The sequence below is a fragment of the Oricola cellulosilytica genome, from assembly GCF_019966575.1.
GTDB classification, from domain to species: domain Bacteria; phylum Pseudomonadota; class Alphaproteobacteria; order Rhizobiales; family Rhizobiaceae; genus Oricola; species Oricola cellulosilytica.
Window position 1 is genome coordinate 504,109 of sequence record NZ_JAINFK010000002.1, and the last position, 14,091, is coordinate 518,199.

Consider the following 14,091-nt stretch of genomic DNA (forward strand, 5'->3'; position numbering starts at 1 on the left):
GTTTCGCGTGGTGTTCAGAGGGCGAGAGCAGGATAAACTGTCTGCTAGCGAACCGGCAGCGCTCTGGGCGCGGCGCTCAACGTCAAGCGGAGATCGTCATGAAAGGCGTAATCTTCTTTTCGAGCAGATATGGCAGCACCGCGCAGTATGCCCAGTGGATCGCCGAGGCCACCGGCTTGCCCTCGTTCGACGTGGAAGAGGAGAGCGCCAATCCGTCGGATTACGACTTCCTGGTGCTTGGCAGCCCGGTCATCTACCACAAGCTGATGTTCCACAAATGGGTGAAAAGGAATCTCGCCAGCATCATGAGCCGGCCGGCGATCCTGTTCAGCGTTTCGGGCGCCGGGCCGGGCCGAAGCTGGATGGCTGGATCGCGAAAAGCCTTCCGGTTGACATCGTTTCCCACGTGGAGCACTTCGCCTTGCGCGGCCGTCAGAATCCGAAGGAGCTTACCTGGTACGACCGGTTGATGCTGATCGTCGGCGGATTGAAGAATCCCGATCCGGTCGCGAGCAGGGAAGAACAGAAGGGTTTTAACTACATGGACAGATCCAGCATCGGCCCCATTGTTGAAATGGTCGAGCAATGGGGGAACGGCAAGGCTGGAAACAAGTCCGGCGATTCCATTTCAAGATGAACGGCTCTAGCTGGCTGGCAGATCGGTACCCTTCAGGAAGTCCAGCGAGGGAATTGTGCGCTTGGGATCGATTTCGTGGATTTCGGCCGCCACCACGCCCTGGGCGACGAAAGGATCGGCTTCAACACGAGATTCAAGCGCCGTTCGTGCCTCGCCCTGAGCCAGAACCGCGCCGCCGGCTGCCGGTCCCAGCGAGCCTGCGCAGAGAAATACTCCGTCGGCGAACCCTTGCGCAATCCAGGCATTGTGCGCGGCCATATAATCCTGGGCGGCGGCCTTGTTGGATGAAAATCTCAGGAAAATTACGAACACCGGAACCCCCTGCTTTCAATTGCGGATATCGGGCTCGAACAGCGTTCCGAGCCAGATTTCGATCTCCCCGACCTCACGGCGGATGAAGTCCTCATCGGGGAAGGCGGTCATCATCACGGCCACTCCCTGCACCCGGCCAAGCAGGTGCATCGCCAGCGAGTCTGCCCGATCGCCCTGACCACCCGCGCGGAACTGATCGGACAGCCACTCCCGGTACATCGCGAATATCTCTGCCGCGCGGCCGTGTGCGGCATGGTCGAGCTTGGCCAGTTCCGTGCTGAGCGTGCCGACGGGGCATCCGAAAGCCATGATCTTGGTGCGGTTTGTAACGAGAATGCGAACGAAGGACAGGATGCGGTCCTTGGGCGCATCGTCCTCCTCGGCCCAGTTTCCGAGCATCGCACGGGTGTTTTCCATCCGGCGGTCGATCACCGCGTCGAGAATCTCGTCCTTGGTCCTGAAGTGGTAGTAAAAATTGCCCCGGGAGATTCCGAGCGCGGCAGCGATATCGGCAAACGAAGTAGCCTCGAAACCGCCGGCGTAGAAAAGCGCATCGGCTTTTTCCACGATCTGTTGACGTGTCGAGAGGGCTGGCATGGGAGCGCGGCGTCCTGTTGGTGTCGCGAACAGAATTAGGTCATTTGTCCTAATTAATCAACAGGTGAGAGCGGCGGCGGCCGAACCTGAGGCCAGGAAGTTCGTAACGAGCGGTTTTGCGGCGTAACAGAAAGCCGTTCCGCGGCCGGCCTATCCCAGATGCTGCCTGATCCAGCCAGTGATCTGGCTGGCGGACATCGCGCCCGACTGACGCGCAATCTCGCGGCCGCCGGAATAAAGGATCATTGTCGGAATGCCGCGAATACCGAGCTTTGCGGCGGCCTGCTGCTCCTTGTCGGAGTTCAGCTTGAGAAAGCGTACTTTCGGCTCCATTTCGCGAGCTACCTGTTCAAAGGCCGGCGCCATCATCTTGCACGGGCCGCACCACGGCGCCCAGACGTCAACCACGATGGGCACGGAAGAGCGCGCCACCTGCTTGTCGAACATCGCCGTATCCGCCTCCGCGGGATGGCCCTGGAACAGTTTCTCACGGCAACTTCCGCAGACGGCCTTTTCGGCGGGACGGTCGGAAGGAAGCCGGTTCACTGCGGCGCAGGCGGGACAAACGACTTGAACGCGATCGGGCATGAGCGGCTCTCCGGACTACTTCTTTCTTTAAATCTAGGCGAAGAGAGAAAGCGCCCCGTTGATTCCAGTCAACTCCGCTTCGGCCGCGTAAAAGCCGATCGCTGATTATTGCCGGAGACGTGACCGACGGCACAGAAACTCACGCCATAATTTGCAGGTATGGATAGCGCGAAGACGCGAATACAGGAGATCAAGCAGATGCCGTTTCGTTCAATCCTTGCGCTTGCGGTGATATTCCCCGCCGCATTGCTATCGCTGCCCGTCGATGAGGCCGCGGCGCGCACACTGACCAGCACCAAGGCGGGTGTGCGTTGCAGCTATTCTACGGCGCCATACGGTGTGTTCGTCGGGTTCTTCCTCGGATATGAAGAGTCAAAGTTCAATTTCAGCGATGCGATCCGGCAATTTACCACCCAACGCTGCTTCGCCAGCGCAACGGAATGCGATAACTGGCTCTACACGATGCAGTCGAAATATTCCGTCGGCGCGTCGCAGGCGCGCTGCCGCTACAAAGGATGAAGACTCAGCACCAGCCGGAAGACCGCTTGCGGAGGAAATGAAGACCGAGCGATGATCGCATTGGTGGAGAACGAAGACCAGGAGCGGGTCGCAAAAATCATCGAGCGCGAGCTTTTGAGCTCGCTGGCCGCCGCGAACACTCAAACGAGAAACGAAACCATTGTCCTGGCATCACGGGGCGACGACGGCACGCTTCGGGGCGGCCTCACCGCCTCGACCTCCTACGGCTGGCTGCTAATCAAGACCCTGTGGGTCGAGAAAAGGCTTCGCGGAAGGGGCCTGGGGCAAGCTCTTGTAAAGCGTGCGGAAGAAGAGGGACGCCTTATCGGATGTCATGGCGCCTGGCTTGACACATCAAACCCCGCCGCCAAGGCATTTTATGCGGGGCTCGGTTATGAAGTGTTCGGTGTACTTGAAAACGTTTCCGGCCAGGTTCCAGCAAATCATCGACGCTGGTTCATGAGAACCGCCCTTTGAGACTGTTTGTCTCGCAATCCACGTTCTGCGCGCAATCTGCCGACGAGCGGCAGGCGAATGGCGTGGGCCGCTTTGCTACCGACGGCTATTTCTCCGATGCGTGTTCCGGGACCGCCTTAAGATAGGCGGCGATGGCCGCCCGGTCCTCGGGCGAAAGCATCGCCATGTTTTCCTGAACCTTGACCATCGAACCGCCCACGGAATCGAAATCAGGCGTGAAACCGGTTTCAAGGTAATAGGCGATGTCGCCGACGCTCCACGAGCCGATACCGCCCTCGCCGGACGTGATGTTTGGAATGCGGCCCTCGCCTTCCGGATTGGGCGCGCCGGCGAGCCAGCGTTCCCTGATAAGACCTCCGGCGAAATCGCGCGGCGTATGGCACTCTCCGCAGTGGCCGAGTCCCTCGACGAGATAACGCCCGCGCAGCAGCACCGCATCGTTCCCGTCAATGTTGATGACCGGCGAAGGATCGGCGTAGAGCAGCTTCCAAACACCGATACCGCGCCGGACGCTGAAGGGGAATGCGAGATCATGCTCCGGCGCCTTGCTATCGACCGCCGGGAGCGTCTGCATGAATGCCCATAAATCGGCAACGTCATTGTCACTGATGCGGGCATAGGAGCCATAGGGAAAGGACGGGTAATAGTGATAGCCCTCCGGCGAGACGCCGAGGCGCATGGCAGCAGCGAAATCCTGGAGCGACCACGCGCCAATGCCGTCCGCTGCATGCGATGAGATGTTCGGCGCGATGAAATCGCCGAACCCCGTCTTCAAGACCACTCCGCCGCCCAATTTCAGTTTGTCATCGCCCTCGGCCTTCTCGGCGGCGTGGCAGGATGCGCAACCGCCGGCCCAGAATACGAGTTCTCCGCGGTCCGCCACGCCCTGGGGCATTCCGGCCATGGCTTTGGCTTCCATCCTTTTCGGGGAGGTCAGCCAAAAAAATGCAAGCCCGCCCGCGATTGCGGCCAAGAGCGCAATCAGGGCGAGTTTGCGGAACAATATCAGGAGCTATCTGCTAATTCTTGACGCGATACCCTTCATGACAGTCCTTGCACGTCCCGAGCACCGAGCCCGCCGCGGCCTTGAACGCATCCAGATCGGCGGGGCCGTCCTTCCCTGCTGCCTGCATCGCAGCAGCCGCGGCTGTCTGGAACTTGTCGAGTTCGGCCTCAAATCCCTCCATGTCTTCCCAGATCTTCGGGGAAGCTGTGGTATTCGCGTCCATGTCACTGCCCTCCGGGAAGTAATCGCCGAAGGCAGTGGCCGCGGCGTTGAAGGAGGCCAGAGCGGCCTTGGCAGCGGCTGCGTTGTACGGAATTTCGCCTTTCATCATGCCGCCTGACAGACCGGCAGCCGCGCCGTTGGACTGCATAAGCGCCTTGCGGGTCGCCACAGGATCTTCCGACGCAACGGCCGTCACACCGGAAACTGCAAGCATAGACAGGACAAACAGGGACTTTCTCACAAGAACCTCCTCGGTTTAGAGATCAGACATGCTTCAAGACGCACAGACTGCGATAATTAATTCCCTTTCGCCTATCACTGTTCTGTGAAGCCGAGACAGCGGCCGGTTACACTGCGTCAACAAAAAATGAACGCCGCCGCGGATTTTCCGGGGCGGCGCTTCTATTCGTTTGGAAACGGGATCAGGACGTAGCGTCTTCGTACATTTCAAGGACATAGTCCCAATTGATCAGGTTATCGACGAAGGCTTCGAGATATTTCGGCCGCGCGTTCCGATAGTCGATGTAATAGGAGTGCTCCCACACATCGACGCCGAGCACCGGCTTGGCGCCATGCACAAGCGGGTTCTCGCCATTGGGCGTTTTCATGATGGTGAGCTTGCCGTTTTCCACGGCGAGCCATGCCCAACCCGAACCGAACTGCGTGGTGCCGGCATTGATAAAGTCGGCGCGGAACTGATCGTAGCCGCCCAGATCGCTGTCGACAGCCGAAGAGAGCTTGCCCGGGAGGCCGCGTCCGCCGCCGCCCTTCTTCATCCATTTCCAGAAATGAATGTGGTTGTAGTGCTGGCCGGCATTGTTGAAGAGGCCGGGATTTTTCCCATGCGACTGCTTAACGATTTCCTCGAGCGAAAGGCCATCCATCCCGGCTTCGGCCGCCAGCTTGTTGCCATTGTCGACGTAGGCCTTGTGGTGCTTGTCGTGATGGTACTCCAGCGTCTCCTTCGACATATAGGGCTGAAGCGCTTCGTAATCGTAGGGAAGGTCGGGAAGGGTAAAGGCCATCACAATTCTCCTTTTTCAAATCGTTCGTAACAACAACGCGAGGCAACACGATCCGTTCAAGCCGCTCATCTCGAAACACATAGAAGTGTGGGACGCCGGCGGCAACAAACGACGCGTATTTTTATTGCCGACTCAGCCGTGTGCCCAATCCCAATATGACTGCCGTGCGGTTGCCGCGACGGGGCCTGGTTGAAGTTGGCGATCCTCGATCCTGATGATGGGAACGACCTTCGAATGGTTGCCGGTAGTGAAAATCTCGTCGGCGTCCATGAAATCAGCGACCGTCAGCGTTCTTTCGCTAACACGGTGTCCGCTCTCCGCCAGCAGCCCGATGATGCGGGAGCGCGTGATTCCGGAAAGAAACGTGCCGTTGGGAGTGGGCGTGACCACCTCCCCGTCCTTGACCATGAAGACGTTGGACGAACCGGTTTCGGCAACGTTGCCGAGCATGTCTCGCACCAGACAATTGTCGAACCCTCGCTGCTTGGCCTCGAGGATGGCGCGCCCGTTGTTCGGATAGAGGCAACCGGCCTTTGCATTCGTCGGCATGGTTTCAACGGTCGGCCGGCGGAACGGCGAGACGGTCACCGAGAAACCATGGGAGGGTATCATCGGAGCTTCGTAGAGGCACAGGCAGAAGCGCGTCGACTCCGGATCGGCAGGGACCGACATGTAACCGCCGTGTTCAGCCCAATACATGGGCCGGATGTACACCGCTGTCTGGCCGTCGAACTTCTTCAGCCCGTCCCAAGTGAGCGCGACAATCTCCTCGACGCTCATCGTCGGAGCGAGACCGAGCGCCAGCGCCGACGCGTTGACCCGTGCGGCATGCCTGTCGAGATCGGGCGCGACCCCCTCGAACCAGCGCGCGCCGTCGAAGACCGACGATCCAAGCCACATGGCATGGGTGCGCGGACCGACAATCGGGATGTTGCCCGCATGCCAGTCGCCATCGACATAGGTCCATGTGGTGGTTTGCGCCGAGGTGTCGACGGGCATCGCATTCGCTCCGATGAGTGCTTCTCGCGGCAGGCAAACCGGATTTCGGCCTGCGCGTCAATGTCCGAACGGGCCGGCCGCAGGTTGCTGCTATTGACCGGCGGGGGCCGATTGCCCAAGGTCTCCGCAACCGGAAGAGAAAAATGCCTTTGAATACATATGTCTTCGACGCCTACGGAACGTTGTTCGACGTTCATTCGGCAGTCCGCAAACATGCCGACTCCATCGGCGAGGAGGGTCCCCAGCTTTCGGAGATATGGCGCACGAAACAACTCGAATATTCATGGGTGCGTGCGCTGATGGGCTCCTACACAGACTTCTGGAAGCTAACCGAAGAAGCGCTCGATTACGCGTTGGCGGCAACGCCCGGGGTGGGCGCACATTGGCGCGAAAAGCTTCTCGAGGCCTACTGGACGCTCGATTGTTATCCGGAAGTACCCGGCGTGCTCGCCCGGCTGCGCGAGGAAGGAGCCAGTACAGCCATCCTGTCGAATGGCTCGACAGAGATGCTCGGTGCGGCGGTGACGTCGGCCGGTCTCGACGGACTTTTCGATGCGGTTCTGTCAGTAGACGCGGTGAAAACCTTCAAGACCGCGCCCCAAGTCTATCAGATGGTCACGGATACGTTCGAGGTAGAGCGCCCGGCGATTTCCTTCCAGTCATCGAACCGCTGGGACATCGCCGGGGCTGCGCGGTATGGCTTCAATGCCGTCTGGATCAACCGCGTCGGTCAGCCGGACGAATATCCCGCCTATACACCGGACAGGGTTATCGGGAGCCTCGCCGACCTGTAGCATTTTTGCCACGAACGCAAAAAACAGTTGCTTTTGTGCAACGATTTCGGGCTTTCGCGAATTGTGACCAAAATTCGCCACGATAGGGAAACCATACCCACACCCGGTCGCGTCATCATGAGTGCCGGCACCTTGAAACCACGACATTCCGCGTCTCAGCGGATCTGTCGAACAGTCACGGGAAAAGAATGAATACGATTTCGCGCCGTAAATTCCTCAGCAGATCCGCTGTTCTGACAGCGGGGCTGGCTGCCAGCGCCTGCAGCACGATCAACGTTCCGGGACCGGTCACGACACCTGCAAGGCGGTTCGGCGGCAGTCTTGGCCTTCAGCCGGATCTTCCGCCGAAGGAGGTGATGTACGCGGCAATGAGCGACGGCGGGTTCAATATACCTGCTATTCCCTACGAGCAGATCCCCGAACAGTTTCACCGCCAGGTCGTGCCGAACCGCACCGGAGAAAAGCCCGGGACGATCATTGTCGAGACGGGATCGCACTTTCTTTACTACACGCTGCCAAACGGCAATGCGATGCGTTACGGCGTCGGACTCGGACGGGCGGGCTTCGAATGGTCCGGCCGCGCGATCGTGGAGCGCAAGAGCCACTGGCCAAAATGGTTCCCGCCGGAAGAAATGGTGGACCGCGAGCCGCGCCTGGAGCCCTACCGCGTGAGTTACGACGAGGCGACCGGTGAGTATAATGGCGGAATGGAGCCGGGCATCAACAATCCGCTCGGCGCTCGCGCCCTTTATCTGTACGAAGATGGCGTCGACACGCTTTACCGTATCCACGGCTCGCCGGAGTGGAACTCGATCGGCAAGTCGGTCTCATCCGGCTGCGTGCGCCTGATCAACCAAGATATCATCGATCTCTACAGCCGGGTGGAGACCGATACGCCGGTGCTCGTCCGCTAATCCTTCCGAGCCAAATTCGCGGCGACCCGCCGCGATGAACGCCGGCCTCGTGCCGGCGTTTTCGTTTGCCTCAGAACCCCTTCTTCAAGCTGCCGAGAATACCGCGCACGAGCGCACGGCCGAGCTGGCTCGAGACCGAGCGGGCGAGGGATTTCATCGCCGCCTCCGTGACTGTCTGACGGCCCGAGGAACGCCGGCGCGTGCTTCGCTTGCGGCTCGAACTCTTGCGCCGCGAGGATGAGGAGCTGCGCCGGCGACGGCCGTCGCGGTCATCATCGTCATAATCGTCATCATCGAAGTCCGGCAACGTCCAGCGCGAGCGGCGGTCCTCGCGATGTTCCTCCTCCTCGCGCTGCTGTTCGCGCTCTTCCGCGGCGGTCGCCTCTTCGGCCCGTTTCGCCAGCATCTCGAACGCCGACTCGCGATCCACAGTCTCGTCGTACTGCCCGGCAACAGGGCTCAGCTTGATGAACTCGCGCCGCTCACCGTCCTCGAGCGGACCCAGCCGCGATGACGGCGGCCGGATCAGCGTGCGCTGGACGACGCCAGGCACGCCCTTGTCCTCCAATGTCGAAACGAGGGCCTCGCCGACGCCAAGCTGGGTGATGGTCTCATAGGCGTCGAAATCGGGATTGGGCCGAAACGTCTCCGCCGCGACCTTCACCGCCTTCTGTTCGCGGGGCGTGTAGGCGCGCAGCGCGTGCTGGATGCGGTTGCCGAGCTGCGATAGGACGCTCTCCGGCACGTCGAGCGGGTTCTGCGTCACGAAAAAGACGCCGACGCCCTTGGAGCGGATCAGCCGGACGACCTGCTCCACGCGTTCGATCAGAATCTTCGGCGCCTCGTCAAACAGCAGATGCGCCTCGTCGAAGAAGAAGACGAGCTTCGGCTTGTCCGGGTCGCCGACCTCGGGGAGTTCCTCGAACAGTTCGGAAAGCAGCCACAGCAGAAATGTCGCGTAGAGACGCGGGTTCATCATCAGCTTGTCGGCCGCCAGAACGTTGATCGCTCCCATTCCGTCGCGGGTGGTGCGCATCAGGTCGGCGATCCGAAGCGCCGGTTCGCCGAAGAAGAACTCGGCGCCCTCGCGCTCCAGCACCAGAAGCGACCGCTGGATCGCCCCCAAGGACGCCGTGGCGACATTGCCGTAGCGCGCGGAAACCTCCTTCGCGTTGTCGCCGATATGGGTGAGCAGCGATCGCAGGTCCTTGAGGTCGAGCAGAAGGAGCCCGTCTTCGTCGGCGATCTCGAACGCTATGTTGAGCACACCTTCCTGGGCTTCCGTCAGGTTCATCAGCCGCGACAGGAGAAGCGGTCCCATCTCGGAGATCGTGGTGCGGATCGGATGTCCCTTTTCGCCGAACAGGTCCCAGAAGATGACCGGGAACTCCTGAAACTCGTAGGGATCGAGCCCGATCTTGTCGGCTCGCTTGAGAAGGAAATCCTTGGCCTCGCCCTTGGTCGCGATCCCCGAGAGGTCGCCCTTCACGTCGGCGCAAAAGACCGGCACACCCGCGTTCGAAAAACTCTCAGCGAGAATCTGCAGAGTCACCGTTTTCCCGGTTCCCGTCGCGCCGGTGACGAGACCGTGCCGATTTGCGTAGCGCAGCGCCATGAATTCCTGGCGCTGGAACTCGTCGTCAGGCTTGCGGCTTGCGCCCAGAAATACCTGGTCCGTCACGTCCCACATCTTCGATTCTCCCCTCTCGGTCTTGAATGGTCTATAGAGACCGCCCTCTTCGGCGGCAATGGCGAGAAAAACCGTGCCCCTCGCCCGATTCCCGCTTTACGGGGCCCATTCTTTACGCATATTACGTAAACGTCAAAATTTGGAGACTAAAATGGACGAACTCATCGCACGTATCACATCGAATGTCGGCATCGACGCCGATACCGCCAAAAAGGCCGTCGGCATGATCATCGGGTTCCTCCAGCAGGAAGGTCCGCAGGAGGATGTCGCCAAGATGATGGCCGCCATGCCGGGCGCGCAGCAGGTGGTCGACGAGACGCCGGATGCCAGCGGCGGCGTCATGGGATTGGGTGCGGCGCTGATGGGAATCGGTCTCGGCATGGGCGAGATCTCCGGCGTGTCGAAAGAGACCGTCGCCTATGCCAAGGAACACGCCGGCGAGGAGCCAGTCGATCGGGTGATTGCCTCGATCCCGGGGCTCAGCCAGTTCGTCTGATTACGTTCGAATGCCTGCGAGCCCGGCCATAGCGCCGGGCTTTTTTCGTGCGGCACACGACTTGCTCCTTTCTTTCCGAAGGAGCATTTTCGATGCAAAGACGCCGATTCTTGTCCCGTTTTGGCACAGTTGCGCTTGCCAGCGCCGTGCCTGGGACAGCCTTAGCCCAAATGGCACCGCCGCCTCTGGCGATTTCCCAACTTCGCGGAACCCGAAGCGCGACCGACTACGGCGTCGTGCCCGGCGCGATCGACAATCAGTCCGCCCGCTTCCAGGCAATGGTGGACGCTGCGGCACGCGACGGAATTCCGCTTTTTCTTCCGGCGGGCGACTATATCCTCTCGAACATAACCTTGCGCTCCGGCGTGACCTTAAGCGGCGTTCCCGGCCGCACCCGCCTGATCTACGGTGGCGGCGGCTTTCTTCTCCACGCGGAGGAGGCCCGAACCCTCACCCTCGAGAGCCTTACACTTGACGGGGTCAACCGCCGGCCGGCCGACTATGCCGAAGGCCTCGCCGACTTTCGGGCGGTCACGGACATTCGCATCGACGACTGCACGATCGGCGGGGCAGGCAAGCACGCGATCTACCTCGAGCGTTGTTCGGGGCGCGTGCGCGAGAATGCGATCTCGGGCGCCCGGCAATTTGCGATCTTCGCAGTCGAGAGCAAGGGGATCACCATCTCCGACAACGTCATCGAGTCGTGTGCCAATGGAGGAGTCGTCATTCACCGGTGGCAGCAGGGCCGTGACGGCTCGATTGTTACCGGCAATCGCATTACCAACACGGGAGCTGCGAACGGCGGAACGGGCCAGTGGGGCAACGCGATCAACCTGTTTCGCACCGACGACACCATCGTCGCCAACAACATGATTTCCGGAAGTGCCTTTTCCGCAATTCGCGGCAACTCCACGCGGGGTGTGCAGATCATCGGCAACAATTGTAGATCGAGCGGCGAAACGGCCATCTATGCGGAGTTCTCCTTCGAGAACGCGGTGATCGCCAACAACCTTGTGGACGGTGCCGCCAACGGTATCTCGGTGACGAATTTCGACCATGGCGGGCGCGCGGGGACAGTCAGCGGCAACATCGTCCGCAACCTTGTCGCTACCGGTCCCTATGTTCCCGACGCGCCGGGCTTCGGCACCGGCATCGCCGTCGAGGCCGACGCGACGGTTACCGGCAACATCATCGAAGGCGCGCCACTTTTCGGCATCAATGCCGGCTGGGGGCCATTCCTGCGCGACGTGGTCATATCGGCCAACACCGTGCGCGACGCCCGCTACGGCATCGGCGTGTCGGCGGCCGAGGGCGCCGGCCGGGCGCTGATCCGCGGCAATGTCGTGTCGGCGCGCGAGGCGGCGATCGTGGCGCATGCGTGGGGCGAGCCGCTCGGCCCCGACCTCGCCCGTGATCCGGCCGCCGCCCCGGCCAACGTCACGGTGGCCGACAACACGGCGACGTGACCGATCAGTCCGGCTTGTAAACCGCCCGCATTTCGCCGACCTCGGTGCCGTTCCAGTTCCTGATCCTGCGGGATGTCATCGCCTGCAGCTGCTCGTAACGCGCATCGGCCTCATCGAACAGCCGCGCTAGCGCCGATGCCAGCATAATCTCTGTCGCCGGGCCCGATCCGTCAGTGCATTTGATGGCGAGGCCGAGTCCCATTTCGGGGATTGCGGCGGCGTAAACCCCATCGGCTCCCGTCTTAGCGAAGATGCAGCCCTCGCCCGCTTCCATGACCTCAGTGCAGAAGCGTTTCGTTCCCGCCACGTACCACGGATGCTCCATGCATGCCGCCATCAGCCGTCTGGCAGCCACCGCGCGGTCCTTGCCGAGTCCGTGGCCCGTCGCCGCTTTGGCAAAGCCGTGCGCCAGTGAACGCAAGGGTACCGCATATGTCGGGATGGAACAGCCGTCGACGCCGCACTGGGCTTCACCAATCTGTGTCCCGGTGAGGTCCTCCAGGGCCGCCTTTACCTGGCGCTGGATGGCGTGGTCGCGCCCGACATAACCCTCGGTTTCGATACCCTGGTGGGCACAGGCGCAAAGGAATCCGGCATGCTTGCCCGAACAGTTGTTGTGCAACTGGTTCGGCTTCTTTCCTGCGCCGGCGAAGTCGATCAGGTGCTTATGGTTGAACAGTGGCCAGTGCGTTCCGCATTCGAGATTGCTCTCCGACAAACCTGCTTTCTCGAGCATCGACTTCGCCGTGGCGACATGATCCTCCTCGGACGAATGGGAGGCGCAGGCAAGCGCCAGCTCCCGATCCGTCAGACCGTAGCGGTCGGCTGCACCGCTCTCGACCAGCGGAAGCGCCTGGACCAGCTTTGCGGCGGAGCGCGGAAAGACGAGGTCGTCGATCTTGCCGGCCGACCACACGACACCGCCGTCGGCGTCGCACACGGCTATTGCCCCCCTGTGCCGCGTTTCGACCACACCGCCGCGCGTCGATTCAACCAGTACCGGATTTGCCGTCATCGTGCCTCTTCGCCTGTCCTCGGTTGCATCCGCGATTGCATTCTTATTCTCCTCGCCCGACTATGTTTCCGGCCAGCGGACACCGCTACACCAGTTCGGTACCAATTCCGATGCGTATGATCAGGTTTATTGCCGTATTTATCCTGCTCGCCTTCCTTGCGCCGATGGCGGGCGCGGCTGCGTGGTGGTCAACCGTCGACCGGCCATCCTCCTGGCGCTCGGCCGACTGGTCGGCGACCGGCTTACTGCCCGATCCGGTGACCAGCGAAGATGCGGCAATCTATGTCCTGTCGGCACGCACAGGTGGCTTCAAGGGAGCGTTCTCCGTTCATAGCTGGATCGTGGTTAGGGAACGCGGCGCCACGCATCACACGCGATACGACAAGGTGGGCTGGGGCAGCCCGATCCGCCGCGACGGCTATGACGCCGACGCTGCCTGGTATTCGAACAAGCCCTGGATCGTCGCAAAACTGACGGGTGACAAAGCCGCGCGGGCGATGCCCCGCATACGGACCGCCATCGCCTCCTATCCCCATTCCAACAATGGTGACTACCGCATCTGGCCCGGCCCGAACTCCAACAGTTTCGTCGCCCACGTGCTGCGCGAGGTGCCGGAATTGGGAGCGGTTCTCCCGCCGAACGCGGTTGGCCGCGATTATCTTCCCGGCGGGGACTTCTTCTCCGTCGACCCGGACGGGAGGGACGTCCATTTGTCCCTTTTCGGTCTCGCCGGTCTCTCCGCGGGTCTGCGTAGCGGGTTCGAAATTCATCTGCTCGGCCAGACGGCGGGGATCGATATCCTGCACCCTGCCCTCAAGATACCGGCGTTCGGCAGGGTGGGGTTTTAGCGCACGGACTGCAACCAATGGAGGACCGATGGGCGAGAAACTGGAACTGAGCGGACGGTGCCTCTGCGGCGCAGTCAGTTTTGACGCGACCGCCAGCAGGCCCAGAGTCTCCGTTTGCCACTGCGACATGTGCCGCCGATGGTCGGCGGGGCCGTTCATGTCGCTCAATTGCGAAGCCGTGACGTTCGAAAACCAGGACAATATCGGCCGGATTCGGTCGTCGGACTGGGCCGAACGCGGCTTTTGCACGAAGTGCGGCTCCAACCTTTTCTATCACCTCGTCGACAGCGGGGATCACCAGATGGCGGCCGGCCTGTTCGACGACCAGTCGAAGCTGCGCATGTCGCTTCAGGTGTTCACGGACCGCAAGCCGGACTTCTACGATTTTGCCAATGAAACGAGGAAGATGACGGCGGCGGAGGTGATCGCCCTCTACGCTCCCGCATTGGAGTGACAGGGCTGCCCCGACAACAGGCGGCTGCAGCG

At 61.2% G+C, this 14,091-nt stretch carries 19 protein-coding genes; 10 read left to right on the plus strand and 9 right to left on the minus strand.

Annotation, left to right across the window (positions count from 1 at the left end):
* Positions 1-98 precede the first annotated feature (98 nt).
* Positions 99-470 (plus strand): flavodoxin domain-containing protein, encoded by a 372-nt coding sequence (locus LC298_RS07110; protein WP_131567760.1) that lies wholly within the window; start codon positions 99-101, stop codon positions 468-470.
* Complete coding sequence (locus tag LC298_RS07115; protein WP_158284737.1) at positions 470-637, plus strand: hypothetical protein; 168 nt, start codon at positions 470-472, stop codon at positions 635-637. The genes LC298_RS07110 and LC298_RS07115 overlap by 1 nt, the downstream gene beginning before the upstream one ends.
* A gap of 6 nt (positions 638-643) precedes the next feature.
* Here LC298_RS07115 and LC298_RS07120 read toward each other — a convergent pair whose 3' ends face one another.
* The 3 genes from LC298_RS07120 to trxC form a co-directional block, all read right to left on the minus strand.
* The gene (locus LC298_RS07120; RefSeq protein ID WP_131567758.1) at positions 644-949 is read right to left on the minus strand and encodes a YciI family protein; all 306 of its coding nucleotides are present in this window, start codon (positions 947-949) and stop codon (positions 644-646) included.
* Positions 950-964: 15 nt separating this feature from the next.
* Positions 965-1,546: a TetR/AcrR family transcriptional regulator gene (locus tag LC298_RS07125; protein ID WP_131567756.1), complete on the minus strand. Its 582-nt coding sequence runs from the start codon at positions 1,544-1,546 to the stop codon at positions 965-967.
* 150 nt (positions 1,547-1,696) lie between these two features.
* On the minus strand, positions 1,697-2,134 hold the full coding sequence (trxC, locus tag LC298_RS07130; protein ID WP_131567754.1) for a thioredoxin TrxC: 438 nt from the start codon (positions 2,132-2,134) through the stop codon (positions 1,697-1,699).
* A gap of 198 nt (positions 2,135-2,332) precedes the next feature.
* Between trxC and LC298_RS07135 the strand changes: the two genes are divergently transcribed.
* Together LC298_RS07135 and LC298_RS07140 are read left to right on the plus strand one after the other, a co-directional pair.
* Entirely contained in the window at positions 2,333-2,653 is a 321-nt protein-coding gene (locus LC298_RS07135) for a hypothetical protein (RefSeq protein WP_131567752.1), read from the plus strand.
* A 51-nt stretch (positions 2,654-2,704) separates the two neighbouring features.
* Positions 2,705-3,130 (plus strand): GNAT family N-acetyltransferase, encoded by a 426-nt coding sequence (locus LC298_RS07140; RefSeq protein WP_131567750.1) that lies wholly within the window; start codon positions 2,705-2,707, stop codon positions 3,128-3,130.
* Between the two features lie 85 nt (positions 3,131-3,215).
* On the opposite strand, the gene LC298_RS07145 is transcribed toward LC298_RS07140, so the two are convergent.
* From LC298_RS07145 to LC298_RS07160, 4 genes are all read right to left on the minus strand, one after another.
* A complete protein-coding gene (locus tag LC298_RS07145; RefSeq protein ID WP_223385574.1) occupies positions 3,216-4,034 on the minus strand; it encodes a c-type cytochrome in 819 nt (272 codons plus the stop codon).
* A 115-nt stretch (positions 4,035-4,149) separates the two neighbouring features.
* Positions 4,150-4,599, minus strand: a complete 450-nt coding sequence (locus LC298_RS07150) for a c-type cytochrome (protein ID WP_223385575.1) — start codon at positions 4,597-4,599, stop codon at positions 4,150-4,152.
* 181 nt (positions 4,600-4,780) lie between these two features.
* A complete protein-coding gene (locus LC298_RS07155; RefSeq protein WP_131567746.1) occupies positions 4,781-5,383 on the minus strand; it encodes a superoxide dismutase in 603 nt (200 codons plus the stop codon).
* A 132-nt stretch (positions 5,384-5,515) separates the two neighbouring features.
* A complete protein-coding gene (locus tag LC298_RS07160; protein WP_131567744.1) occupies positions 5,516-6,382 on the minus strand; it encodes a branched-chain amino acid aminotransferase in 867 nt (288 codons plus the stop codon).
* A gap of 143 nt (positions 6,383-6,525) precedes the next feature.
* Between LC298_RS07160 and LC298_RS07165 the strand changes: the two genes are divergently transcribed.
* Positions 6,526-7,176, plus strand: coding sequence for a haloacid dehalogenase type II (locus tag LC298_RS07165; RefSeq protein ID WP_131567742.1), 651 nt, complete (start codon positions 6,526-6,528; stop codon positions 7,174-7,176).
* A 188-nt stretch (positions 7,177-7,364) separates the two neighbouring features.
* Positions 7,365-8,090: a L,D-transpeptidase gene (locus LC298_RS07170; protein ID WP_131567740.1), complete on the plus strand. Its 726-nt coding sequence runs from the start codon at positions 7,365-7,367 to the stop codon at positions 8,088-8,090.
* 70 nt (positions 8,091-8,160) lie between these two features.
* Here LC298_RS07170 and LC298_RS07175 read toward each other — a convergent pair whose 3' ends face one another.
* Positions 8,161-9,780 (minus strand): helicase HerA-like domain-containing protein, encoded by a 1,620-nt coding sequence (locus LC298_RS07175; RefSeq protein WP_131567738.1) that lies wholly within the window; start codon positions 9,778-9,780, stop codon positions 8,161-8,163.
* 151 nt (positions 9,781-9,931) lie between these two features.
* On the opposite strand from LC298_RS07175, the gene LC298_RS07180 reads away from it, so the two are divergent.
* Both LC298_RS07180 and LC298_RS07185 read left to right on the plus strand, forming a co-directional pair.
* A complete protein-coding gene (locus tag LC298_RS07180) occupies positions 9,932-10,276 on the plus strand; it encodes a DUF2267 domain-containing protein (RefSeq protein ID WP_158284736.1) in 345 nt (114 codons plus the stop codon).
* 92 nt (positions 10,277-10,368) lie between these two features.
* Positions 10,369-11,742 (plus strand): TIGR03808 family TAT-translocated repetitive protein, encoded by a 1,374-nt coding sequence (locus LC298_RS07185; RefSeq protein WP_131567734.1) that lies wholly within the window; start codon positions 10,369-10,371, stop codon positions 11,740-11,742.
* Between the two features lie 4 nt (positions 11,743-11,746).
* Here LC298_RS07185 and LC298_RS07190 read toward each other — a convergent pair whose 3' ends face one another.
* Positions 11,747-12,757 (minus strand): asparaginase, encoded by a 1,011-nt coding sequence (locus LC298_RS07190; protein WP_131567732.1) that lies wholly within the window; start codon positions 12,755-12,757, stop codon positions 11,747-11,749.
* A 110-nt stretch (positions 12,758-12,867) separates the two neighbouring features.
* Here LC298_RS07190 and LC298_RS07195 point away from each other — a divergent pair, with 110 nt between their 5' ends.
* Together LC298_RS07195 and LC298_RS07200 are read left to right on the plus strand one after the other, a co-directional pair.
* On the plus strand, positions 12,868-13,605 hold the full coding sequence (locus LC298_RS07195; RefSeq protein WP_131567730.1) for a DUF3750 domain-containing protein: 738 nt from the start codon (positions 12,868-12,870) through the stop codon (positions 13,603-13,605).
* Positions 13,606-13,633: 28 nt separating this feature from the next.
* Complete coding sequence (locus LC298_RS07200) at positions 13,634-14,059, plus strand: GFA family protein (RefSeq protein WP_131567728.1); 426 nt, start codon at positions 13,634-13,636, stop codon at positions 14,057-14,059.
* The last annotated feature ends 32 nt before the right edge of the window (positions 14,060-14,091 follow it).

Coding starts and splice junctions, on each gene's coding strand:
- LC298_RS07110 (WP_131567760.1), top strand. CDS start 99: ATGAAAGGCGTAATCTTCTTTTCGAGCAGATATGGCAGCACCGCGCAG.
- LC298_RS07115 (WP_158284737.1), top strand. CDS start 470: ATGCTGATCGTCGGCGGATTGAAGAATCCCGATCCGGTCGCGAGCAGG.
- LC298_RS07125 (WP_131567756.1), bottom strand. CDS start 1,546: ATGCCAGCCCTCTCGACACGTCAACAGATCGTGGAAAAAGCCGATGCG.
- trxC (WP_131567754.1), bottom strand. CDS start 2,134: ATGCCCGATCGCGTTCAAGTCGTTTGTCCCGCCTGCGCCGCAGTGAAC.
- LC298_RS07135 (WP_131567752.1), top strand. CDS start 2,333: ATGCCGTTTCGTTCAATCCTTGCGCTTGCGGTGATATTCCCCGCCGCA.
- LC298_RS07140 (WP_131567750.1), top strand. CDS start 2,705: ATGATCGCATTGGTGGAGAACGAAGACCAGGAGCGGGTCGCAAAAATC.
- LC298_RS07145 (WP_223385574.1), bottom strand. CDS start 4,034: ATGGCCGGAATGCCCCAGGGCGTGGCGGACCGCGGAGAACTCGTATTC.
- LC298_RS07155 (WP_131567746.1), bottom strand. CDS start 5,383: ATGGCCTTTACCCTTCCCGACCTTCCCTACGATTACGAAGCGCTTCAG.
- LC298_RS07160 (WP_131567744.1), bottom strand. CDS start 6,382: ATGCCCGTCGACACCTCGGCGCAAACCACCACATGGACCTATGTCGAT.
- LC298_RS07165 (WP_131567742.1), top strand. CDS start 6,526: ATGCCTTTGAATACATATGTCTTCGACGCCTACGGAACGTTGTTCGAC.
- LC298_RS07170 (WP_131567740.1), top strand. CDS start 7,365: ATGAATACGATTTCGCGCCGTAAATTCCTCAGCAGATCCGCTGTTCTG.
- LC298_RS07175 (WP_131567738.1), bottom strand. CDS start 9,780: ATGTGGGACGTGACGGACCAGGTATTTCTGGGCGCAAGCCGCAAGCCT.
- LC298_RS07180 (WP_158284736.1), top strand. CDS start 9,932: ATGGACGAACTCATCGCACGTATCACATCGAATGTCGGCATCGACGCC.
- LC298_RS07185 (WP_131567734.1), top strand. CDS start 10,369: ATGCAAAGACGCCGATTCTTGTCCCGTTTTGGCACAGTTGCGCTTGCC.
- LC298_RS07190 (WP_131567732.1), bottom strand. CDS start 12,757: ATGACGGCAAATCCGGTACTGGTTGAATCGACGCGCGGCGGTGTGGTC.
- LC298_RS07195 (WP_131567730.1), top strand. CDS start 12,868: ATGCGTATGATCAGGTTTATTGCCGTATTTATCCTGCTCGCCTTCCTT.
- LC298_RS07200 (WP_131567728.1), top strand. CDS start 13,634: ATGGGCGAGAAACTGGAACTGAGCGGACGGTGCCTCTGCGGCGCAGTC.